Source organism: Ectopseudomonas composti (assembly GCF_900115475.1).
Lineage (GTDB): Bacteria > Pseudomonadota > Gammaproteobacteria > Pseudomonadales > Pseudomonadaceae > Aquipseudomonas > Aquipseudomonas composti.
Window position 1 is genome coordinate 1 of sequence record NZ_FOWP01000019.1, and the last position, 21,373, is coordinate 21,373.

Genomic DNA, 21,373 nt, shown 5'->3' on the forward strand with positions numbered 1-21,373 from the left:
AAGCCGATCGCCATGGAAGATGGTCTGCGTTTCGCGATTCGCGAAGGCGGCCGTACCGTTGGTGCTGGCGTGGTTGCCAAGATCGTCGAGTAATCAACGATCTGCGGTGTGGAAAAGGGCCCTTCGGGGCCCTTTTCTTTTGGGTTGGTTAAAAGTTGACACCCCCAGGGGGCATCCGTACAATTGCGCCTCCCTCGAACGGGCGTAGTCCGTCTGTGGGAATTAGCAGCTTGGAATCTGAGGTCAAAATGCAAAACCAACAAATCCGTATTCGGTTGAAGGCTTTTGACCATCGCCTGATCGATCAATCTACCCAGGAAATCGTGGAAACCGCGAAACGTACTGGTGCTCAGGTGCGTGGTCCGATTCCTCTGCCTACTCGTAAGGAGCGGTATACCGTTCTGGTCTCCCCGCACGTCAACAAAGACGCGCGCGATCAGTACGAAATCCGCACTCATAAGCGTGTTCTGGACATCGTCCAGCCGACGGATAAAACCGTTGATGCGCTGATGAAGCTCGACCTTGCGGCAGGCGTGGAAGTGCAGATCAGCCTCGGCTAAAACCTGGCGGTTTTAGTCGTGTAACGCTCTGAAATGGGCGGCCATAGCGGGTGAAAGCCCCGTACACTCATGAGGTTTACAACATGACTATTGGTGTAGTCGGTCGTAAAGCGGGTATGACCCGTATTTTCACCGAAGAAGGTGTCTCCATTCCGGTTACGGTCATTGAGATCGAGCCGAATCGCGTCACCCAGTTTAAAACCGAAGAATCCGATGGCTATCGCGCAGTGCAAGTCACTGTTGGCGAGCGTCGTGCTTCGCGTGTTACAGCAGCTCAAGCTGGCCACTTCGCCAAGGCGAACGTCGCGGCAGGTCGTACCGTTCTGGAATTCCGTCTTGAAGAAGGCGACTACCAGGCTGGCGATCTGATCAACGCTGAAATTTTCCAAGCTGGTCAACTGGTCGATGTGACCGGTCAGTCCAAAGGTAAAGGCTTCGCCGGTACCATCAAGCGTTGGAACTTCCGCGGCCAGGACAACACTCACGGCAACTCCGTGTCCCACCGTGTTCCGGGTTCCATTGGCCAGTGCCAGACCCCGGGTCGCGTATTCAAGGGCAAGAAGATGTCCGGCCACATGGGTGCTGAGCGCGTTACCGTGCAGTCCCTGGAAGTCGTGCGCGTAGACGCCGAACGTAATCTGTTGCTGGTCAAGGGCGCCGTTCCTGGCGCTACTGGCGGCGACGTTATCGTTCGTCCGGCTGCCAAGGCGTAAGGGGAGAATCTGAGATGCAATTGAATGTAAATGGCGCTCAGGCGATCGAAGTGTCCGAAGCGACCTTCGGTGGCGAGTTCAACGAGACTCTGGTTCACCAAGCTGTCGTCGCCTACATGGCTGGCGGCCGTCAAGGTACCAAAGGTCAGAAGTCCCGTTCCGACGTTTCCGGTGGCGGTAAGCGCCCTTGGCGTCAGAAGGGCACTGGTCGTGCTCGTGCTGGTACCACTCGTGGTCCGATCTGGCGTGGCGGTGGTGTGACCTTCGCAGCGTCCACCCGCAACCATGATCAAAAGCTGAACAAGAAGATGTACCGCGCAGCTCTGCGCTCCATCCTTGCTGAGCTGGTTCGTACCGACCGTCTGGTCGTGGTCGAAGACTTCGCCGTTGACGCGCCGAAGACCAAGACCCTGCTGGCCAAACTCAATGGCCTGGGCCTGACCGACGTGCTGATCGTATCCGACGCTGTCGATGAGAACCTGTACCTGGCTGCCCGCAACCTGCCGCACGTTGATGTACGTGACGTTCAGGGTTCCGATCCGGTCAGCCTGATCGCGTACGAGAAGGTGCTGGTCACCGTTTCGGCCGTGAAGAAATTCGAGGAGCTGCTGGGATGAACCAGGAACGCGTATTTAAAGTGCTGCTTGGCCCGCACATCTCCGAGAAGGCCACGGTTCTGGCTGACAAACAAGGTCAGTTCGTTTTCAAAGTCGCTACCGATGCGACCAAGCTGGAAATCAAGAAGGCTGTCGAAGGCCTGTTCGGCGTGAAGGTTGAGCGCGTTACTACTCAGAACGTTCTGGGTAAGAGCAAGCGCACCGCTCGCGGTCTGGGCAAGCGTAACGACTGGAAGAAGGCAGTTATCTCCCTTCAGCCGGGCCAAGAACTCGATTTCACCAGCAGTGCTGAGTAAGGAAGGGGTGCATCATGGCAATCGTTAAATGCAAACCGACTTCCGCTGGCCGCCGTTTTGTGGTCAAGGTGGTCAATCAGGAGCTGCACAAAGGCGCTCCGTACGCTCCGCTGCTCGAGAAAAAGTCGAAGTCCGGTGGTCGTAACAACAATGGCCGTATTACCACCCGTCATATCGGTGGTGGTCATAAGCAGCATTACCGTCTGGTCGACTTCCGTCGCAACGACAAGGATGGCATTCCTGCCACCGTCGAGCGCGTGGAATACGATCCGAACCGTACTGCTCACATCGCTCTGCTGAAGTACGCTGACGGCGAACGTCGCTACATCATCGCGCCGAAAGGCGTGTCTGCTGGCGACCAGCTGATTGCGGGCATCATGGCTCCGATCAAGCCGGGCAACAGCCTGCAGCTGCGTAACATTCCGGTAGGTTCGACCGTTCACGGTATCGAGCTGAAGCCGGGCAAGGGTGCTCAGATCGCTCGTTCCGCTGGCGCTTCCGCCCAGCTGATCGCTCGTGAAGGTGCCTATGTGACTCTGCGTCTGCGCTCCGGCGAAATGCGCAAAGTCCTGTCCGAGTGCCGTGCGACCCTGGGCGAAGTCTCGAACTCCGAGCACAGCCTGCGTTCGCTGGGTAAGGCCGGTGCCAAGCGCTGGCGCGGTGTTCGTCCGACCGTTCGTGGTGTTGCCATGAACCCGGTTGATCACCCGCACGGTGGTGGTGAGGGTCGTACCTCCGGTGGTCGTCATCCGGTGTCGCCATGGGGCTTCCCGACCAAGGGCGCGAAAACCCGTGCTAACAAGCGCACCGACAACATGATCGTCCGTCGTCGCAAGTAAATAGAGGGATACGACAGTGCCACGTTCTCTGAAAAAAGGTCCTTTTATCGATCTTCACCTACTGAAGAAGGTCGAAGCGGCGGTGGAAAAGGGCGAGCGCAAACCAGTTAAGACCTGGTCGCGTCGCTCCATGATCCTGCCGCAGATGGTCGGTCTGACCATCGCTGTGCATAACGGTCGTCAGCATGTCCCGGTTCTCGTGAACGAAGACATGGTCGGCCACAAACTGGGCGAATTTGCCGGCACGCGTACCTATCGTGGTCACGTTGCCGACAAGAAAGGCAAGCGTTAAGGGGTTTGGAAATGGAAGTAGCCGCTAAGTTGTCGGGCGCTCGCATCTCCGCCCAGAAAGCTCGCCTGGTCGCCGACCAGATCCGCGGGAAGAAGGTGGGCGAAGCGCTCAACCTGCTGGCTTTCAGCAGCAAGAAAGCCGCCGAGATCATGAAGAAAGTGCTGGAGTCGGCCGTTGCCAACGCCGAGCACAACGAAGGCGCAGACGTTGATGACCTGAAGGTCAGCACCGTTTTCGTCAACGAAGGGCGTTCGCTTAAGCGCATCATGCCGCGTGCCAAAGGCCGTGCTGATCGCATCGTCAAGCGGTCTTGCCATATCACTGTCAAGGTTGCGGACAAGTAACGGAGTCGATCAGATGGGTCAGAAAGTACATCCCGTTGGCATCCGCCTGGGAATCGTCAAGGATCACACTTCGGTTTGGTATGCAGATGGTCGCACTTACGCCGACTACCTGAACGCCGACCTGAAGGTTCGTGCATACCTGCAAGACAAACTAAAAAGCGCGTCCGTTAGCCGTATCGACATCGCTCGCCCGGCTCAAACCGCACGCATCACCATCCACACCGCTCGTCCCGGCATCGTGATCGGCAAGAAAGGTGAAGATGTTGAGAAGCTGCGTCAGGACCTGACCAAGCAAATGGGTGTGCCGGTGCACATCAACATCGAAGAGATCCGCAAGCCGGAGCTCGACGGTATGCTGGTTGCACAGAGCGTAGCTCAGCAGCTGGAACGCCGCGTAATGTTCCGTCGCGCCATGAAGCGCGCCGTACAGAACGCCATGCGTATTGGTGCCAAGGGCATCAAGATCCAGGTGAGTGGTCGTCTTGGTGGCGCTGAAATCGCCCGCACCGAGTGGTATCGCGAAGGTCGTGTGCCCCTGCACACCCTGCGTGCAGATATCGATTACGCCACCTACGAAGCGCACACCACTTACGGTGTGATCGGCGTCAAGGTTTGGATCTTCAAGGGTGAGGTCATTGGTGGCCGCACTGAAGAGCTGAAGCCGCAAGCGCCCGCTCCTCGTAAAGCTGCTAAGAAATAAGGAGTACGCATCATGTTGCAACCAAAGCGTACGAAGTTCCGCAAGCAGATGACCGGCCACAACCGTGGTCTGGCTCAGCGCGGTAGCAAGGTCAGCTTCGGCGAGTTCGCGCTGAAGTCTGTAGCCCGCGGTCGTCTCACCGCCCGTCAGATCGAGTCCGCTCGTCGTGCTCTGACTCGTCACGTAAAACGTGGCGGCAAGATCTGGATTCGCGTATTCCCGGACAAGCCGGTTACCAAGAAGCCTCTCGAAGTGCGGATGGGTAAAGGTAAGGGTGGCGTCGAATACTGGGTAGCCCAGATCCAGCCAGGCAAGGTCCTGTACGAGATCGAAGGCGTTTCCGAAGAGCTGGCGCGTGAGGCTTTCGCCCTGGCTGCTGCAAAGCTGCCGCTCGCCACCACCTTTGTTAAGCGGACGGTGATGTGATGAAAGCGACCGAACTTCGTGAAAAAACCGCACAGCAATTGAACGAGCAACTGCTCGGTCTGCTGCGCGACCAGTTCAATCTGCGCATGCAGAAAGCAACTGGCCAGTTGGGGCAGTCTCACCTGCTCTCGCAAGTTAAGCGCGACATCGCTCGTGTGAAAACTGTGCTCAACCAGCAGGCAGGTAAGTGATCATGGCTGAAGCCGAAAAAACAGTCCGTACGCTGACCGGCCGTGTTGTCAGCGACAAGATGGACAAGACCATCACCGTTCTGATCGAGCGCCGTGTAAAGCACCCGATCTACGGTAAATACGTCAAGCGTTCGACCAAACTGCACGCTCATGACGAAACCAACCAGTGCAAGATCGGTGACAAGGTTTCCATTCGCGAAACCCGTCCGCAGTCCAAGACCAAGTCCTGGGCTCTGGTTGAAGTCGTCGAACGCGCCGTTGACGTCTAAGGGCTAGGGGTCGGAGAAATTTTATGATTCAGACTCAATCCATGCTCGATGTGGCTGACAACAGTGGTGCACGTCGCGTTATGTGCATCAAGGTGCTGGGCGGCTCTCATCGTCGCTACGCCGGCATCGGCGACATCATCAAGGTCACCGTCAAGGAAGCAATTCCGCGCGGCAAAGTGAAGAAAGGTCAGGTCATGACCGCAGTGGTTGTTCGTACCCGTCACGGCGTTCGTCGTGCCGACGGTTCGATCATCCGCTTCGACGGCAACGCTGCTGTTCTGCTGAACAACAAGCAAGAGCCGATCGGTACCCGTATCTTCGGGCCAGTGACCCGTGAACTGCGTTCCGAGAAGTTCATGAAGATCGTCTCGCTCGCCCCTGAAGTGCTGTAAGGAGATCCGAAATGCAAAAGATTCGTCGTGACGACGAGATCATCGTGATCGCCGGCAAAGACAAAGGTAAGCGCGGTAAGGTGCTCAAGGTTCTCGCTGACGACCGTCTGGTCGTCGGTGGCATCAACCTGGTGAAGCGTCATACCAAGCCGAACCCGATGTCGGGCGTTCAAGGCGGTATCGTCGAGAAAGAAGCGCCTCTGCACGCTTCCAACGTTGCCATCTTCAACTCTGAGACCAACAAGGCTGATCGCGTTGGCTTCAAGACCGAAGACGGCAAGAAAATTCGTGTCTTCAAGTCCACCCAGAAGCCGGTTGGCGCTTGAGAATCCGTAGGTAAATACCATGGCACGACTGAAAGAGATTTACCGGAAGGAAATCGCGCCCAAGCTGAAGGAAGAACTGAAGCTGGCGAACGTGATGGAAGTTCCGCGCATCACCAAGATCACCCTGAATATGGGCCTGGGCGAAGCGATCGGTGACAAGAAGATCATCGAAAACGCTGTTGCCGACCTCGAGAAGATTACCGGTCAGAAAGTCGTTGTGACTCATGCCCGTAAGTCGATCGCTGGTTTCAAGGTTCGTGAAGGTTGGCCGATTGGCGTCAAGGTCACTCTGCGTCGCGAGCGTATGTACGAGTTCCTGGATCGTCTGCTGTCCATCTCCCTGCCGCGCGTGCGTGACTTCCGCGGCCTGAATGCCAAGTCCTTCGATGGTCGTGGCAACTACAGCATGGGCGTGAAAGAGCAGATCATCTTCCCGGAAATCGATTACGACAAAATCGATGCGCTGCGTGGTCTGGACATCACCCTGACTACCACTGCCCGTAACGATGATGAAGGCCGCGCTCTGCTGCGTGCTTTCAACTTCCCGTTCCGCAACTGATCGGAGTCCTGGACAATGGCCAAGACAAGCATGAAGAACCGCGAGCTGAAGCGTCAGCAAACGGTTGCCAAGTACGCCAAGAAGCGTGCCGAGCTGAAAGCCACCATCGCTAATCCGAACACCAGTCCGGAAGCGCGTTGGGAAGCCCAGGTCGCTCTGCAGAAGCAACCACGTGACGCCAGCGCTTCGCGCCTGCGTAACCGTTGCCGCATCACCGGCCGTCCGCACGGCGTTTACCGCAAGTTCGGTCTGTCGCGTAACAAGCTGCGCGAAGCCGCCATGCGCGGTGACGTACCGGGCCTGGTGAAAGCCAGCTGGTAATCAGCGGTAGCTGAGAGCAAAGCCGGCCTCGTGCCGGCTTTGCCTTTTATTGAACAAGCCCCTTTTGGGGCTTGCTTCATTTTTGATCGGTCTCTAGAATGTCCGGCTCTCCTGAGCCTGGTGTTTCCGTACCGAGCTTTTGGATGATCCCACAGCCCTCGGGCTGTTCTTTTTGTATCAGGAGCGTCTAGCCCATGAGTATGCAGGACCCGTTAGCGGACATGCTAACTCGTATCCGTAATGCCCAGATGGCTGAAAAGTCCGTCGTAAGCATGCCTTCTTCCACTCTGAAGGTAGCAGTAGCCAAAGTTCTGAAAGACGAAGGTTACATTGCGGGTTATGAAGTCAATGGTGAAGCCAAGCCACAACTGTCCATCGAGCTGAAGTACTTCGAAGGCCGTCCGGTCATCGAGGAAGTCAAGCGCGTGAGCCGTCCTGGCCTTCGTCAATACAAATCCGTCGATGACCTGCCGAAGGTTCGCGGCGGTCTCGGTGTTTCCATCGTCTCCACCAACAAAGGTGTGATGACGGATCGCGCTGCGCGCGCTGCCGGTGTCGGCGGCGAAGTGCTCTGCACCGTGTTCTAAGGGGGGATAAGCATGTCTCGCGTTGCTAAGAACCCCGTTGTGCTGCCTGCCGGTGTCGAGATCAAACTCGCTGGTCAGCAGCTCTCGGTTAAGGGTGCCAAGGGCGCTCTGGAACTGAACGTTCACTCGTCCGTGGAAGTGATCCAGGAAGGTAGCGAACTGCGTTTCGCTGCTCGTAATGGCGATCAGCAGAACCGTGCTATGGCCGGTACTACTCGCGCCCTGGTGAACAACATGGTCATCGGTGTCAGCCAAGGCTTCGAGCGTAAGCTGCAGCTGGTCGGCGTGGGCTACAAAGCTCAAGCCAAAGGCCAGGTGCTGAACCTCGCACTGGGCTTCTCCCACCCGATCGACTACGAACTGCCGGAAGGCGTCGTGGCCGAAACCCCGAACCAGACCGAAATCCTGATCAAGGGTATCGACAAGCAACTGGTGGGTCAGGTGGCTGCGGAAATCCGTGACTTCCGTCGTCCTGAGCCCTACAAGGGCAAAGGCGTTCGTTACGCGGATGAAGTTGTCCGTCGTAAAGAAGCCAAGAAGAAGTAAGGGGCTGAAAAATGACCGACAAAAAAGTTACTCGTCTGCGTCGCGCTCGCAAAGCACGCCTGAAAATGCACGAGCTCGAAGCCGTGCGTCTCTGCGTCTATCGCTCTTCGCAGCACATCTATGCCCAGGTCATCTCGGCCGACGGCAGCAAGGTTCTGGCCAGCGCCTCTACCTTGGACAAAGCACTGCGTGATGGCGCCACCGGCAACATCGACGCGGCCAAGAAAGTTGGTGAGCTGGTTGCTGAGCGTGCGAAAGCCGCTGGTGTGACTCAGGTTGCATTCGACCGTTCTGGCTTCAAGTACCACGGCCGCGTCAAGGCGCTGGCTGATGCTGCTCGTGAAGGCGGGCTGGAGTTCTAAGTTATGGCAAATAACGACCAAAAGCGCGACGAAGGCTATATCGAGAAGCTGGTTCAGGTTAACCGCGTTGCCAAGACCGTAAAGGGTGGCCGTATCTTCACCTTCACCGCGCTGACCGTGGTAGGTGATGGCAAGGGTCGCGTCGGCTTCGGCCGTGGCAAGTCCCGCGAAGTGCCTGCTGCTATCCAGAAAGCGATGGAAGCTGCTCGTCGCAACATGATCCAGGTGGACCTGAACGGCACCACTCTGCAGTACCCGGTGAAATCCGCTCATGGCGCCTCCAAGGTGTACATGCAGCCGGCCTCCGAGGGTACCGGTATCATCGCCGGCGGCGCCATGCGTGCTGTTCTGGAAGTGGCTGGTGTGCAGAACGTTCTGGCCAAGTGCTACGGCTCGACCAACCCGGTGAACGTGGTTCATGCCACCTTCAAGGGTCTGAAGACCATGCAGTCTCCAGGTTCCGTTGCGGCCAAGCGTGGCAAGAGCGTCGAGGAGATTCTCTAACCATGGCTAATACCGTCAAAGTGACTCTGATCAAGAGCACCAATGGCCGTCTGGCCAATCACAAAGCTTGCGTCAAGGGCCTTGGCCTGCGTCGCATCGGTCACACCGTAGAGGTTCTGGATACTCCGGAAAACCGCGGCATGATCAACAAGGCTTACTACCTGCTGAAGGTGGAGGGTTAATCATGCAACTGAACGATCTGCGTTCCGCGCCGGGTGCCCGTCGCGAGAAGCACCGTCCGGGCCGTGGCATCGGTAGCGGTCTGGGTAAGACTGGTGGCCGTGGCCACAAAGGTCAGACCTCCCGCTCCGGTGGCTCCATCGCTCCGGGCTTCGAGGGTGGTCAGCAGCCGCTGCACCGCCGTCTGCCGAAGTTCGGCTTCGTTTCCCTGAAGGCTATGGATCGCGCTGAAGTGCGTACCTCCGAGCTGAACAAGGTAGACGGTGTTGTAACTCTGCAGGCTCTGAAGGATGCCAATCTGGTTGGCCATCACGTACAGCGTGTGAAAGTCATGCTGTCCGGTGAGGTTACCCGTGCGGTCACCCTTAAAGGTATCGCCGCCACCAAAGGTGCGCGTGCGGCTATCGAAGCAGCTGGCGGTAAGTTCGAGGACTAAATGGCTAAGCAAGGTGCTCTCTCAGCGCTGGCAGGTGGCGGGTTGTCCGAACTCTGGGCTCGTCTGCGTTTCCTGTTCCTGGCGATCATCGTCTACCGGATAGGTGCGCACATCCCGGTTCCTGGCATCAACCCAGACCGACTGGCGGATCTGTTCCGGCAGAATGAGGGGACCATTCTTAGCTTGTTCAACATGTTTTCCGGCGGTGCGCTGGAGCGGATGAGCATCTTTGCACTGGGGATCATGCCGTACATTTCGGCATCGATCATCATGCAACTGATGACCGCCGTCAGCCCGCAGCTGGAGCAGTTGAAGAAGGAAGGTGAAGCTGGCCGTCGCAAGATCAGCCAGTACACCCGCTACGGCACTCTCGTCCTGGCGTTCGTTCAGGCCATCGGCATGTCCGTTGGTCTGGCTAGCCAGGGCGTTGCGTTCTCGGTCGATTTCGGCTTCCACTTCGTAGCGATCACCACTTTTGTGGCGGGCGCGATGTTCATGATGTGGCTGGGCGAGCAGATCACCGAGCGCGGTGTCGGCAACGGTATCTCGATGCTTATTTTTGCGGGCATCGTGGCCGGTCTGCCGTCGGCGATCGGGCAGTCTTTCGAGTCTGCTCGTCAGGGTGATATCAACATCTTCGCTCTGATCGCCATCGGCCTGCTGGCAGTAGCGATCATCGGTTTTGTGGTGTTCATTGAGCGTGGTCAACGTCGCATTGCGGTGCACTACGCCAAGCGTCAGCAGGGCCGCAAGGTCTTCGCTGCGCAGACCAGCCACCTGCCGTTGAAGGTGAACATGGCGGGCGTAATCCCGGCCATTTTCGCCAGCAGCCTTCTGCTGTTCCCGGCCTCGCTGGGTGCCTGGTTTGGTCAGTCCGAAGGTTTGGGCTGGCTGCAGGACATTTCGCAGGCTATCGCTCCTGGTCAGCCGTTGAACATTCTGCTGTTTAGTGCAGGGATCATTTTCTTCTGCTTCTTCTACACAGCGCTGATGTTCAACCCGAAAGACGTAGCGGAAAACCTGAAGAAGTCCGGTGCCTTTATTCCGGGTATCCGTCCGGGCGAGCAATCGGCGCGCTATATCGATGGCGTTCTGACCCGCTTGACCATGTTCGGTGCTCTGTACATGACGGCCGTGTGCCTGTTGCCCCAGTTCCTGGTGGTTGCAGCCAACGTTCCGTTCTACCTTGGCGGGACCTCGTTGCTGATCGTGGTCGTGGTTGTGATGGACTTCATGTCCCAAGTGCAATCGCACCTCGTGTCTCACCAGTACGATTCCCTGATGAAGAAAGCCAACCTGAAGGGCTATGGCAGCGGCATGCTCCGCTGATCCACCCGTAAGGTTCGAGGAGTTGGTAATGAAAGTTCGTGCATCGGTGAAAAAGCTGTGCCGTAACTGCAAAATTATCCGTCGCGAAGGTGTCGTGCGGGTGATCTGCAGCGCAGAGCCGCGTCACAAGCAGCGCCAAGGCTGAGTGTGAACCACGCGTGATAAGCCCGGCAGCTAGTGCGCTGCCGGGTTGATTATTTGTTATTACAGCGTTAATATCTCGCGCCCTATTTCTTGGCTTCCGGGGCGTAGGTAGCTGTCAATTGGAGTTCCACTGAATGGCCCGTATTGCAGGCGTTAACATTCCGGATAACAAGCACACTGTTATCTCGCTGACCTACATCTTTGGTGTTGGTCGCACCACTGCACAGAAAATCTGTGCCGCTACCGGTGTAAACCCGGCTGCGAAAATCAAGGATCTGACTGACGAGCAGATCGAACAGCTGCGTGGCGAAGTGGCCAAGGTGAATACCGAAGGCGACCTGCGTCGTGAAGTGAATATGAAGATCAAGCGCTTGATGGATCTGGGTTGCTACCGTGGCCTGCGTCATCGTAAAGGTCTGCCGGTTCGCGGTCAGCGCACCAAGACCAACGCTCGCACCCGTAAGGGCCCGCGTAAGCCGATCCGCAAGTAATCGCATTCGCGAATCGACAGGAATTTAGTCATGGCAAAACCTGCTGCTCGTACTCGTAAAAAAGTCAAAAAGACGGTGGTTGATGGCATCGCCCACATCCACGCGTCTTTCAACAACACTATTGTGACCATTACCGACCGTCAGGGTAACGCCCTGTCCTGGGCTACCTCCGGTGGTTCGGGTTTCCGCGGCTCGCGTAAGTCGACTCCGTTCGCTGCCCAGATCGCCGCCGAGCGCGCTGGTCAGGCTGCACTGGAATACGGTCTGAAGAACCTTGACGTCAACGTCAAAGGTCCAGGCCCAGGTCGCGAATCCGCCGTGCGTGCTCTGAACGCCTGCGGCTACAAAATCGCCAGCATCACCGACGTGACGCCAATCCCGCACAACGGGTGCCGTCCGCCGAAGAAGCGTCGCGTGTAATCAGGAGACAGTGAGAAATGGCTCGTTACATTGGTCCCAAGTGCAAACTGTCTCGTCGTGAAGGCACCGATCTCTTTCTGAAGAGTGGTGTTCGCGCGCTTGAATCTAAGTGCAACATCGAAGCAGCCCCGGGTATCCACGGCCAACGCCGTGGCCGTCAGTCCGACTACGGCACCCAGCTGCGTGAGAAGCAAAAAGTTCGTCGTATCTACGGCGTACTGGAGCGTCAATTCAGCGGTTACTACAAGCAAGCTGCCAGCCAGAAAGGCGCCACCGGCGAAAATCTGCTGCAACTGCTGGAGTGCCGTCTGGACAACGTGGTTTACCGTATGGGTTTTGGCGCTACTCGTGCCGAGTCCCGTCAGCTGGTTTCGCACAAAGCGATCAGCGTCAACGGTCAGACCGTAAACGTACCGTCCTACCAAGTTAAGGCTGGCGACGTCGTTGCTATTCGCGAGAAATCGCGCAATCAGCTGCGCATCGTTCAGGCTCTCGAGCTCTGCGCCCAACGTGGCCGTGTTGAGTGGGTAGAAGTAGACGCCGAGAAGAAGTCTGGTGTGTTCAAGAACGTACCGGCTCGTGGCGATCTGTCCGCTGACATCAACGAGAGCCTGATTGTCGAGCTCTACTCCAAGTAAGGGCTAGAAAATAGGTGCATCCATGCAGATTTCGGTAAATGAGTTCCTGACCCCCCGTCACATTGATGTGCAGGAGGTCAGTTCGACCCGCGCCAAGATCACCCTCGAGCCTCTCGAGCGTGGCTTTGGCCATACCCTGGGCAACGCGCTGCGTCGCATCCTGTTGTCCTCCATGCCTGGCTGTGCAGTAGTCGAGGCCGAGATCGATGGCGTACTCCATGAGTACTCCGCGATCGAAGGTGTGCAGGAAGATGTAATCGAGATCCTGCTCAACCTGAAAGGTCTGGCTATCAAGCTGCACGGCCGTGACGAAGTGACCCTGACTCTGGCTAAAAAGGGCCCGGGCGTAGTTACCGCTGCCGATATTCAGCTGGATCACGATGTCGAAATCGTCAATGGCGACCACGTAATCGCCAACCTGGCCGCCAATGGTGCGCTGAACATGAAGCTCACCGTAGCTCGTGGTCGCGGCTATGAGCCGGCTGACGCGCGTCAGAGCGACGAAGATGAAAGCCGCAGCATTGGTCGCTTGCAGCTGGATGCTTCGTTCAGCCCTGTGCGTCGGGTTGCTTACGTGGTGGAAAACGCCCGTGTCGAGCAGCGTACCAACCTGGACAAACTGGTTATCGACCTGGAAACCAACGGTACCCTGGATCCTGAAGAGGCCATCCGTCGTGCCGCGACCATCCTGCAACAGCAGTTGGCCGCGTTCGTCGACCTCAAAGGTGACAGTGAGCCGGTGGTGGTCGAGCAGGAAGACGAGATCGATCCGATCCTGCTGCGTCCTGTCGATGACCTGGAACTGACCGTACGTTCGGCCAACTGCCTCAAGGCAGAGAACATCTACTACATCGGTGACCTGATTCAGCGCACCGAAGTAGAGCTGCTCAAAACCCCGAACCTGGGCAAGAAATCCCTGACCGAAATCAAGGATGTTCTGGCTTCTCGCGGTCTGTCCCTCGGTATGCGCCTCGACAACTGGCCGCCGGCAAGTCTGAAGAAAGACGATAAGGCTACTGCCTGATCGTCATCATCACCGAACGAACAAGTTTGGTAAGGAATGAACCATGCGTCATCGTAAAAGTGGCCGTCACCTCAGCCGCACCAGCGCTCACCGCAAGGCCATGTTCCAGAACATGGCGGTCTCGCTGTTCGAGCACGAGCTGATCAAAACTACCCTGCCGAAAGCCAAGGAACTGCGTCGCGTTGCCGAGCCGCTGATCACCCTGGCCAAAGAAGACAGCGTTGCCAACCGTCGTCTGGCCTTCGACCGTACTCGTTCGAAAGCCATCGTTGGCAAACTGTTCAACGATCTGGGCAAGCGCTACGCCACCCGTAACGGCGGCTACCTGCGTATTCTCAAGTGCGGCTTCCGCGCTGGTGACAATGCTCCGATGGCTTACGTTGAGCTGGTCGACCGTCCGGTCGGCGGCTCGGTAGAAGCTGCCGAGTAAGTTGCTGGTTGTACAAAGAACCGGGCCTAGTGCCCGGTTTTTTGTTGCCTGAATTTTCTGTTATGGATGCTCAGGTGTAGACGTTTTATGGCGCGGTCCAGGCGGGGCTGGGGCAGCCGCTCATGAAAGAAAATAACTATCGAGCCGTTACGCTTCATGAATTGGTTCGCCTGCCAAAGCGGGTCTAGGCTTGTCCCATTGTTGGTCGCACTCGCTGGGACCGACCCGATGAGGAGAAGGAGAGAACCATGTCGAACCAAGGTAAATGTCCGTTCAACCACGTAGCGGGTGGCGGCACGACCAATAAAGAGTGGTGGCCGAACCAGTTGCGTGTCGATTTGCTGAATCAGCATTCGGACCGATCCAATCCGCTGGGCGAAACCTTCAATTACGCCGAAGCATTCAAGAAGCTCGACTACAAGGCGCTGAAAGCTGATTTGGTCCGCTTGATGACTGACAGCCAGGACTGGTGGCCGGCTGACTTTGGCCACTACGGCCCGCAATTCATTCGTATGGCTTGGCACTCCGCAGGTACCTACCGCACCACCGATGGCCGTGGCGGTGGCGGCCGTGGTCAGCAGCGTTTCGCGCCGCTGAACTCCTGGCCGGATAACGTCAACATCGACAAGTCGCGTCGTCTGCTGTGGCCGATCAAGCAGAAGTACGGCCAGTCGATTTCCTGGGCTGACCTGTACATCCTGGCTGGCAACGTGGCGCTGGAGTCGATGGGCTTCCGGACCTTCGGTTATGCCGGTGGCCGTGAAGACGTGTGGGAACCGGATCAGGACGTCAATTGGGGAGCTGAGGTCGCCTGGCTGGGTGTCGATCCCGAGCGTGTGAACGACGAGCGCGAGCTGACTGCACCGTTCGGCGCTACTCACATGGGCCTGATCTACGTGAACCCGGAAGGCCCCAACGCCAGTGGTGACTACCTGGCTGCTGCAAAGGACATTCGCGCCACCTTCTACCGCATGGCGATGGACGACGAGGAAATCGTCGCGCTGATCGCTGGTGGGCACACCTTCGGCAAGTGCCACGGCGCAGCACCCGAGTCGCACAAGGGGCCGGAGCCCGAGGGTGGACCTATCGAAGCCCAGGGCCTGGGTTGGACCAGTAACTTCGGCAGCGGCTCCGGCAAGGACACCGTTTCCAGCGGTCTGGAAGTGACCTGGACGAAGACGCCGGCGCTGTGGAGCAACAACTTCTTCGAGAACCTGTTCAAGTTCGAGTGGGAACTGACCAAATCGCCAGCCGGCGCCAAGCAGTGGCAAGCCAAAGACGCACCGGAGATCATCCCGGACGCTCACGTGCCGGGCAAATTCCACAAGCCGACCATGCTCACCACTGACCTGACTCTGCGTTTCGATCCGGAGTTCGGCAAGATCTCCAAGCGTTTCTATGAGGACCCGCAGGCCTTCGCCGATGCCTTCGCTCGCGCCTGGTACAAGTTGACGCACCGTGACATGGGACCGAAAGCTCGTTACCTCGGCCCGGAAGTGCCGAAAGAGGATCTGATCTGGCAAGATCCGCTACCGGCTGCCACACACAACCCGAGCGCCGCCGATATCGCCGACCTGAAAGCGAAGATCGCCGCATCCGGTCTGTCGGTCGGTGACCTGGTGTCCGTGGCCTGGGCTTCGGCTTCCACTTTCCGCGGTGGCGACAAGCGCGGTGGGGCCAATGGCGCGCGCCTGGCACTGGCGCCGCAGAAGGACTGGGCGGTCAACCAGCGGGCGATCAAGGTGTTGCCGAAACTGATGGAAATCCAACAGGCATCGGGTAAGGCATCGCTGGCTGATGTCATCGTGCTGGCGGGTAATGTCGGTGTCGAACTGGCGGCCAAGGCTGCCGGTGTTGCGGTCGACGTGCCTTTTGCTGCCGGCCGTGTCGATGCGCGTCAGGATCAGACCGATGTCGAGTCGTTCGATGTGCTCGAGTCGGCTGCCGATGGTTTCCGCAACTACAGCAAGGGCAATCTGGGCGTGCCTACCGAGTCAATGCTGGTGGACAAGGCGCAACTGCTGACGCTGACCGCGCCCGAGCTGACTGCGTTGGTCGGTGGCCTGCGTGTGCTGGGCGCCAACTACGATGGCAGTCAGCATGGTGTGTTCACCGACAAGGTTGGTGTGCTGTCCAACGACTTCTTCGTCAACCTGCTGGACATGGGCACCACATGGAAGGCCACCGATGGCAGCAACGAAGTGTTCGAGGGCCGCGCGCGCAAGGATGGTCAGGTGAAGTACACCGCCACCCGTAACGACCTGGTATTCGGCTCCAACTCGGTGCTGCGCGCCTACGCCGAGGTCTATGCCAGCGCTGATGGCAAGGAGAAGCTGGTCAAAGACTTCGTCGCCGCCTGGACCAAGGTGATGAACCTGGATCGCTTCGATCTGGCCTGAGCCTGACTCGCGCACCTTTGGTGCGTCGCTACGCCGCAACGCCTCCCTTGTGGAGGCGTTGTGCTTTTGCTTGACCGAATCTGGCGTGAGGCGGAGCATTGCACTCTGCTCACGAATGCAACAAGGATTGCCCGGCATGAAAGGCCATACCGAAGTCATCGACTATCTCAAGCATCTGCTCAAGGGCGAGCTGGCTGCGCGCGACCAGTATTTCATCCATTCGCGGCTGTATGAGGACTGGGGCTTCAGCAAGCTCTATGAGCGCATCAACCACGAGATGGAAGAGGAAACTCAGCACGCCGATGCCTTGCTCAAGCGCATCATCTTCCTCGAGGGCGTGCCGGACATGGCGCCCAATGCCTTCACGTACGGCCAGACCGTGCCGCAGGCACTGAAACTCGATCTGGACCTGGAGTACGAAGTGCGTGCCGCCCTGAGCAAGGGCATCGAATTGTGCGAGAAGCACCAGGATTACCTGAGCCGCGACATCCTCCTGGCGCAGCTCAAGGACACCGAGGAAGACCACGCCTACTGGTTGGAGATTCAGTTGCAACTGATCGACAAGCTGGGGTTGGAGAAGTACCTGCAAAGTCAGATGTGACGTTTGGTGCGCATGGCGCACCCTAAAGTCGTCCATCATGAAAAAGCCCCGCATTAGCGGGGCTCTTTCATTTCAGGCGCGGTCGCGTTCCAGCAGCGGCTTGAGGAAGTGTCCGGTATGCGATGCCGGGTTGTCCGCCACCTCTTCCGGCGTGCCGGTGGCGATGATCATGCCGCCCTTGGAACCGCCTTCCGGGCCGAGATCCACCAGCCAGTCGGCGGTCTTGATCACATCTAGGTTGTGCTCGATGACCACCACGGTGTTGCCGTGGTCGCGTAGGCGGTGCAGCACATCCAGTAGTTGCTGAATGTCAGCGAAGTGCAGGCCGGTGGTCGGCTCATCAAGGATGTACAGGGTCTTGCCGGTGTCCCGCTTGCTCAACTCGCGGCTCAGTTTGACCCGCTGCGCTTCGCCCCCGGAGAGGGTGGTCGCGCTTTGGCCCAGCTTGATATAGGACAGGCCGACATCCATCAGCGTCTGCAGCTTGCGGGCGATGGCTGGCACGGCATCGAAGAACGCGCGAGCTTCTTCGATGGTCATGTCGAGGACCTCGGTGATGCTCTTGCCTTTGTACTTCACTTCCAGGGTTTCACGGTTGTAGCGCTTGCCCTTGCACACATCGCAGGGCACATAGATGTCCGGCAAGAAGTGCATTTCCACCTTGATCACGCCGTCACCCTGGCAAGCCTCGCAGCGCCCGCCCTTGACGTTGAAGCTGAAACGGCCCGGGCCGTAACCGCGCGAGCGCGATTCCGGTACGCCGGCGAACAGCTCACGAATCGGCGTGAACAGGCCGGTGTAGGTGGCCGGGTTGGAGCGTGGTGTGCGGCCGATCGGGCTCTGGTCGATGTCGACTACTTTATCCAGGTGCTGCAGGCCATCGAAGGAGTCGTGCGGCGCTGCTTCCAGGGTAGTTGCTCCGTTCAAGGCCGTGGCGGTCAGCGGGAACAGGGTGTTGTTGATCAGCGTCGATTTGCCCGAGCCGGACACGCCGGTGACGCAGGTCAGCAGGCCCACCGGAATTTCCAGATCGACATTGCGCAGGTTGTTACCCCGTGCGCCCTTGAGTTTGAGCAGTTTCTTCTTGTCGCGCACAGTACGCTGTGCGGGATAGCGGATCTTCTCGCGGCCGGACAGGTACTTGCCGGTCAGCGAGTCAGGGTGGTTCATCACCTCGTCCGGCGTGCCTTCGGCGACGATGCGTCCGCCATGCACGCCCGCGCCCGGACCGATGTCGACGACATAGTCGGCCATGCGGATGGCGTCTTCGTCATGCTCGACCACGATCACCGTATTGCCCAGATTGCGCAGGTGATTGAGGGTGCCCAGCAGGCGTTCGTTATCACGCTGGTGCAGGCCGATGGAGGGCTCGTCGAGGATATACATCACCCCCACCAGGCCGGCGCCAATCTGGCTGGCCAGGCGGATGCGTTGCGCTTCACCACCGGACAGGGTGTCGGCGCTGCGGTCGAGGGTCAGGTAGTCGAGGCCGACGTTGACCAGAAACTGCAGGCGTTCGCGGATTTCCTTGAGAATTTTCTCGGCAATCTCGCCGCGGCGGCCGGTCAGGTGCAGACCAGCTACGTAATCGCAGGCATCGCCAACCGGCAGGCCGGTAACCGCCGGCAGGGTTTTCTCGCCGACCCACACATGGCGCGCCTCACGCCGTAGGCGGGTGCCACGGCAATCGGGGCAGGGCTGGGTGCTGAGGAACTTGGCCAGCTCTTCACGCACGCTGCTCGACTCGGTCTCGCGGTAGCGGCGTTCGAGGTTGGGGATGATGCCCTCGAACGGATGCGAGCGCTTGACGATATCGCCGCGGTCGTTGAGGTACTTGAAGTCGACGCTCTGCGTGCCGCTGCCGAAGAGAATGGCTTTCTGGTGTTCGGCGGCCAGCTCGTCGAAGGGCTCCTCAAGGCTGAAGCCATAGTGCGCGGCCAGCGAGCCGAGCATCTGGAAGTAATAGACGTTGCGCCGGTCCCAGCCGCGTATGGCACCTTCGGCCAGTGTCAGTTCGCCATTGACCAGGCGCTTGCCGTCGAAGAACTGCTTCACGCCCAGGCCATCGCAGGTCGGGCAGGCACCAGCGGGGTTGTTGAAGGAGAACAGCTTGGGTTCCAGCTCGCTGATCGAGTGGCCGCAATGCGGGCAGGCGAAGCGTGCGGAGAAGATGATCTCCTCACCCTCTTCATCGTCCATCGGGGCGATCAGGGCAATGCCATCGGCCAGGTTCAGGGCGGTCTCGAAGGACTCGGCCAGGCGCTGCTGCAAATCTTCGCGGACCTTGAAGCGGTCCACTACCACGTCGATGGAGTGCTTCTTCTGTTTATCAAGCTTGGGCAGTTCGTCCAGCTCATGCAGCTTGCCGTTGACCCGGGCACGGACGAAACCTTGGGCGCGCAATTCCTCGAACACCGAGAGGTGCTCGCCCTTGCGCTCGCGGATAACCGGGGCGAGCAGCATCAGTTTGCGGCCTTCCGGCAGGGCCAGTACCTGGTCGACCATCTGGCTGACGGTCTGCGCTTCCAGCGGTACGTCGTGATCCGGGCAGCGCGGGATACCGACGCGGGCGTAGAGCAGGCGCAGGTAGTCGTAGATTTCGGTGATGGTGCCAACGGTCGAGCGCGGGTTGTGCGAGGTGGATTTCTGCTCGATGGAGATCGCTGGCGAGAGTCCCTCGATGGTGTCGACGTCGGGCTTTTCCATCATCGACAGGAACTGTCGGGCGTAGGCCGACAGCGATTCGACATAACGGCGCTGGCCTTCCGCATAAAGGGTGTCGAAAGCCAGGGAGGACTTGCCGGAGCCGGACAGGCCGGTGATCACGATCAGCTTGTCGCGCGGCAGGGTCAGGTCGATGTTCTTGAGGTTGTGGGTTCGGGCCCCACGGATCAGGATCTTGTCCACTTACAACGGGCCTCGCTGGGCGGGCGGAAAACGGTCGAGTATAGGGCTTGCGGCTACCCTGCGGCAAAGTGTGCGCCTGTGCCGAAGCGGTTGCTGCTGCTAGAATCGCCGGCTGATTTCCTCAGGGTTTATTCGATGCACGATCCGCACAGCGAGCGCATGAGCAGTAGCGAGACCCGCGCGGCCGGCGGCCTGGCCATGGTCTTCGCGTTTCGTATGCTGGGCATGTTCATGGTGCTGCCAGTGCTGGCCACCTATGGCATGGATCTGGCGGGCAGTACGCCTGCGCTGATCGGCCTGGCCATCGGTGCCTACGGTCTGACCCAGGCTGTGTTGCAAATTCCCTTCGGCATCATCAGCGACCGAATCGGTAGGCGTCCGGTGATTTATGTCGGCCTGTTGATCTTCGCCGCTGGCAGCGTGCTGGCGGCCAATGCCGATTCGATCTGGGGCGTGATTGCCGGGCGTGTGCTGCAGGGCGCCGGGGCGATCTCCGCCGCGGTGATGGCGCTGTTGTCGGATCTGACCCGTGAGCAGCACCGGACCAAGGCCATGGCGATGATCGGCATGAGCATCGGTCTGTCGTTTGCGGTGGCCATGGTGGTCGGGCCGCTGCTGACCCGCGCCTTTGGTCTATCCGGTCTGTTCTGGGCGACGGCGGCGATGGCGTTGCTCGGCATTCTGATCGTCGCCGGCGTCGTGCCGAAAGACGCCGGCCCGCTGCAGCATCGTGAGTCCGGCGTTGCAGCGCAGACGCTGTGGCCGACCCTCAAGCACAGAGACCTGCTGCGTCTGGACTTCGCCATCCTGGCCCTGCATGCGGTGCTCATGGCCAGTTTCGTCGCTCTGCCGCTGGCGCTGGTGGAGCAGGGCGGGTTGGTCAAGGAAGAGCACTGGTGGGTGTATCTCACCGCGCTGTTGATCGGTTTCTTCGGCATGGTGCCCTTCATCATCTATGGCGAGAAAAAACGCCAGATGAAGCGTGTGCTGCTCGGCGCCGTCAGCGTATTACTGGTCTGCGAGCTGTACTTCGCCTTCTTTGGCAACAGCCTGCGCGCGCTGGTGCTGGGCATCGTGGTGTTCTTCACGGCCTTCAATCTGCTTGAAGCCTCGCTGCCATCGCTGGTCAGCAAGGTGGCGCCAGCCGGTGGCAAGGGCACGGCGATGGGCGTCTATTCCACCAGTCAGTTCCTCGGCGCCGCGCTGGGCGGCATTCTTGGTGGCTGGCTGTACCAGCACGTCGGCCTGGGCGGTGTGTTCATCGGCTGCGCCGCGCTCTGTGCAATTTGGCTGGCTATTGCTGTTACTATGCGCGAACCGCCGTACGTGACCAGTTTGCGCCTGCCGCTCGATGCCGCGGCACTGGCCGATGTCGGACTGGTCGAACGCCTCAAGGCGACGCCGGGAGTGGCGGACGCCGTGGTGGTGGTCGACGAAGCGGCCATCTATATCAAAGTCGATACCCAACAAGTGGATCGCACGACGCTGGAAAGCCTGATCGTATCGGCGCCAGCGGCGTGCCGAGTCTAG

General features: G+C 58.8%; 33 protein-coding genes. 32 read left to right on the forward strand and 1 reads right to left on the reverse strand.

Features of this window, described 5'->3' with window-relative positions:
- The 31 genes from BM059_RS23655 to bfr form a co-directional block, all read left to right on the forward strand.
- Positions 1–93: EF-Tu C-terminal domain-related protein (locus BM059_RS23655; protein WP_449240075.1), on the forward strand; the 93-nt coding region annotated here is incomplete at its 5' end.
- Positions 94–248: 155 nt separating this feature from the next.
- Entirely contained in the window at positions 249–560 is a 312-nt protein-coding gene (gene rpsJ, locus BM059_RS23660) for a 30S ribosomal protein S10 (protein WP_003463313.1), read from the forward strand.
- 83 nt (positions 561–643) lie between these two features.
- Positions 644–1,273 (forward strand): 50S ribosomal protein L3, encoded by a 630-nt coding sequence (gene rplC / locus BM059_RS23665; protein WP_017675621.1) that lies wholly within the window; start codon positions 644–646, stop codon positions 1,271–1,273.
- Positions 1,274–1,287: 14 nt separating this feature from the next.
- Positions 1,288–1,890: a 50S ribosomal protein L4 gene (gene rplD / locus BM059_RS23670; protein WP_036999711.1), complete on the forward strand. Its 603-nt coding sequence runs from the start codon at positions 1,288–1,290 to the stop codon at positions 1,888–1,890.
- The gene (rplW, locus tag BM059_RS23675) at positions 1,887–2,186 is read left to right on the forward strand and encodes a 50S ribosomal protein L23 (protein ID WP_003463306.1); all 300 of its coding nucleotides are present in this window, start codon (positions 1,887–1,889) and stop codon (positions 2,184–2,186) included. Before rplD ends, rplW begins: the two co-directional genes overlap by 4 nt.
- A 14-nt stretch (positions 2,187–2,200) precedes the next feature.
- Positions 2,201–3,025 (forward strand): 50S ribosomal protein L2, encoded by an 825-nt coding sequence (gene rplB / locus BM059_RS23680; RefSeq protein WP_017675619.1) that lies wholly within the window; start codon positions 2,201–2,203, stop codon positions 3,023–3,025.
- Positions 3,026–3,041: 16 nt separating this feature from the next.
- On the forward strand, positions 3,042–3,317 hold the full coding sequence (gene rpsS / locus BM059_RS23685) for a 30S ribosomal protein S19 (RefSeq protein ID WP_003463302.1): 276 nt from the start codon (positions 3,042–3,044) through the stop codon (positions 3,315–3,317).
- A gap of 11 nt (positions 3,318–3,328) precedes the next feature.
- Positions 3,329–3,661: a 50S ribosomal protein L22 gene (gene rplV / locus BM059_RS23690; protein ID WP_003103908.1), complete on the forward strand. Its 333-nt coding sequence runs from the start codon at positions 3,329–3,331 to the stop codon at positions 3,659–3,661.
- A gap of 13 nt (positions 3,662–3,674) precedes the next feature.
- Entirely contained in the window at positions 3,675–4,361 is a 687-nt protein-coding gene (gene rpsC / locus BM059_RS23695; RefSeq protein WP_017675617.1) for a 30S ribosomal protein S3, read from the forward strand.
- Positions 4,362–4,373: 12 nt separating this feature from the next.
- On the forward strand, positions 4,374–4,787 hold the full coding sequence (gene rplP, locus BM059_RS23700) for a 50S ribosomal protein L16 (protein WP_003243901.1): 414 nt from the start codon (positions 4,374–4,376) through the stop codon (positions 4,785–4,787).
- A complete protein-coding gene (gene rpmC / locus BM059_RS23705) occupies positions 4,787–4,978 on the forward strand; it encodes a 50S ribosomal protein L29 (protein ID WP_003463299.1) in 192 nt (63 codons plus the stop codon). The genes rplP and rpmC overlap by 1 nt, the downstream gene beginning before the upstream one ends.
- Before the next feature lie 2 nt (positions 4,979–4,980).
- Positions 4,981–5,247, forward strand: a complete 267-nt coding sequence (gene rpsQ, locus BM059_RS23710) for a 30S ribosomal protein S17 (RefSeq protein WP_026088453.1) — start codon at positions 4,981–4,983, stop codon at positions 5,245–5,247.
- A gap of 23 nt (positions 5,248–5,270) precedes the next feature.
- Positions 5,271–5,639 carry a 50S ribosomal protein L14 gene (gene rplN / locus BM059_RS23715; RefSeq protein ID WP_003243907.1) on the forward strand — a complete coding sequence of 123 codons (369 nt, stop codon included), beginning with the start codon at positions 5,271–5,273 and terminating at the stop codon, positions 5,637–5,639.
- Between the two features lie 11 nt (positions 5,640–5,650).
- Positions 5,651–5,965 (forward strand): 50S ribosomal protein L24, encoded by a 315-nt coding sequence (gene rplX / locus BM059_RS23720; RefSeq protein ID WP_017675615.1) that lies wholly within the window; start codon positions 5,651–5,653, stop codon positions 5,963–5,965.
- Between the two features lie 19 nt (positions 5,966–5,984).
- Positions 5,985–6,524 (forward strand): 50S ribosomal protein L5, encoded by a 540-nt coding sequence (rplE, locus tag BM059_RS23725; RefSeq protein ID WP_017675614.1) that lies wholly within the window; start codon positions 5,985–5,987, stop codon positions 6,522–6,524.
- Positions 6,525–6,539: 15 nt separating this feature from the next.
- Positions 6,540–6,845: a 30S ribosomal protein S14 gene (gene rpsN / locus BM059_RS23730; RefSeq protein WP_003463288.1), complete on the forward strand. Its 306-nt coding sequence runs from the start codon at positions 6,540–6,542 to the stop codon at positions 6,843–6,845.
- A gap of 194 nt (positions 6,846–7,039) precedes the next feature.
- Positions 7,040–7,432, forward strand: a complete 393-nt coding sequence (gene rpsH / locus BM059_RS23735; RefSeq protein WP_003243915.1) for a 30S ribosomal protein S8 — start codon at positions 7,040–7,042, stop codon at positions 7,430–7,432.
- 12 nt (positions 7,433–7,444) lie between these two features.
- Positions 7,445–7,978, forward strand: a complete 534-nt coding sequence (rplF, locus tag BM059_RS23740; RefSeq protein WP_017675613.1) for a 50S ribosomal protein L6 — start codon at positions 7,445–7,447, stop codon at positions 7,976–7,978.
- A gap of 11 nt (positions 7,979–7,989) precedes the next feature.
- Complete coding sequence (gene rplR / locus BM059_RS23745) at positions 7,990–8,340, forward strand: 50S ribosomal protein L18 (RefSeq protein ID WP_036999709.1); 351 nt, start codon at positions 7,990–7,992, stop codon at positions 8,338–8,340.
- A 3-nt stretch (positions 8,341–8,343) separates the two neighbouring features.
- Entirely contained in the window at positions 8,344–8,844 is a 501-nt protein-coding gene (rpsE, locus tag BM059_RS23750; protein WP_036999708.1) for a 30S ribosomal protein S5, read from the forward strand.
- Between the two features lie 2 nt (positions 8,845–8,846).
- Positions 8,847–9,026 carry a 50S ribosomal protein L30 gene (gene rpmD / locus BM059_RS23755; protein ID WP_003243922.1) on the forward strand — a complete coding sequence of 60 codons (180 nt, stop codon included), beginning with the start codon at positions 8,847–8,849 and terminating at the stop codon, positions 9,024–9,026.
- 2 nt (positions 9,027–9,028) lie between these two features.
- The gene (gene rplO / locus BM059_RS23760; protein ID WP_036999707.1) at positions 9,029–9,460 is read left to right on the forward strand and encodes a 50S ribosomal protein L15; all 432 of its coding nucleotides are present in this window, start codon (positions 9,029–9,031) and stop codon (positions 9,458–9,460) included.
- Positions 9,461–10,789, forward strand: coding sequence for a preprotein translocase subunit SecY (gene secY, locus BM059_RS23765; RefSeq protein ID WP_036999706.1), 1,329 nt, complete (start codon positions 9,461–9,463; stop codon positions 10,787–10,789). It abuts the gene before it with no gap.
- Positions 10,790–10,817: 28 nt separating this feature from the next.
- Positions 10,818–10,934, forward strand: coding sequence for a 50S ribosomal protein L36 (gene rpmJ, locus BM059_RS23770; RefSeq protein ID WP_002555468.1), 117 nt, complete (start codon positions 10,818–10,820; stop codon positions 10,932–10,934).
- A gap of 133 nt (positions 10,935–11,067) precedes the next feature.
- Positions 11,068–11,424 carry a 30S ribosomal protein S13 gene (rpsM, locus tag BM059_RS23775; RefSeq protein ID WP_003463275.1) on the forward strand — a complete coding sequence of 119 codons (357 nt, stop codon included), beginning with the start codon at positions 11,068–11,070 and terminating at the stop codon, positions 11,422–11,424.
- A gap of 30 nt (positions 11,425–11,454) precedes the next feature.
- Positions 11,455–11,844, forward strand: a complete 390-nt coding sequence (gene rpsK / locus BM059_RS23780; protein WP_003243933.1) for a 30S ribosomal protein S11 — start codon at positions 11,455–11,457, stop codon at positions 11,842–11,844.
- A gap of 17 nt (positions 11,845–11,861) precedes the next feature.
- A complete protein-coding gene (gene rpsD, locus BM059_RS23785) occupies positions 11,862–12,482 on the forward strand; it encodes a 30S ribosomal protein S4 (protein ID WP_036999704.1) in 621 nt (206 codons plus the stop codon).
- 22 nt (positions 12,483–12,504) lie between these two features.
- Entirely contained in the window at positions 12,505–13,506 is a 1,002-nt protein-coding gene (locus tag BM059_RS23790; RefSeq protein WP_021444321.1) for a DNA-directed RNA polymerase subunit alpha, read from the forward strand.
- A gap of 43 nt (positions 13,507–13,549) precedes the next feature.
- Positions 13,550–13,936, forward strand: a complete 387-nt coding sequence (gene rplQ / locus BM059_RS23795) for a 50S ribosomal protein L17 (RefSeq protein ID WP_003243945.1) — start codon at positions 13,550–13,552, stop codon at positions 13,934–13,936.
- Positions 13,937–14,184: 248 nt separating this feature from the next.
- The gene (katG, locus tag BM059_RS23800) at positions 14,185–16,335 is read left to right on the forward strand and encodes a catalase/peroxidase HPI (protein ID WP_036999702.1); all 2,151 of its coding nucleotides are present in this window, start codon (positions 14,185–14,187) and stop codon (positions 16,333–16,335) included.
- Between the two features lie 136 nt (positions 16,336–16,471).
- Positions 16,472–16,936 (forward strand): bacterioferritin, encoded by a 465-nt coding sequence (gene bfr, locus BM059_RS23805; protein ID WP_036999701.1) that lies wholly within the window; start codon positions 16,472–16,474, stop codon positions 16,934–16,936.
- Positions 16,937–17,008: 72 nt separating this feature from the next.
- Here the strand turns inward: bfr and uvrA are convergent, their stop codons facing one another.
- Positions 17,009–19,843: an excinuclease ABC subunit UvrA gene (uvrA, locus tag BM059_RS23810; protein WP_074941592.1), complete on the reverse strand. Its 2,835-nt coding sequence runs from the start codon at positions 19,841–19,843 to the stop codon at positions 17,009–17,011.
- Positions 19,844–19,978: 135 nt separating this feature from the next.
- Between uvrA and BM059_RS23815 the strand changes: the two genes are divergently transcribed.
- The gene (locus BM059_RS23815; RefSeq protein WP_036999698.1) at positions 19,979–21,373 is read left to right on the forward strand and encodes an MFS transporter; all 1,395 of its coding nucleotides are present in this window, start codon (positions 19,979–19,981) and stop codon (positions 21,371–21,373) included.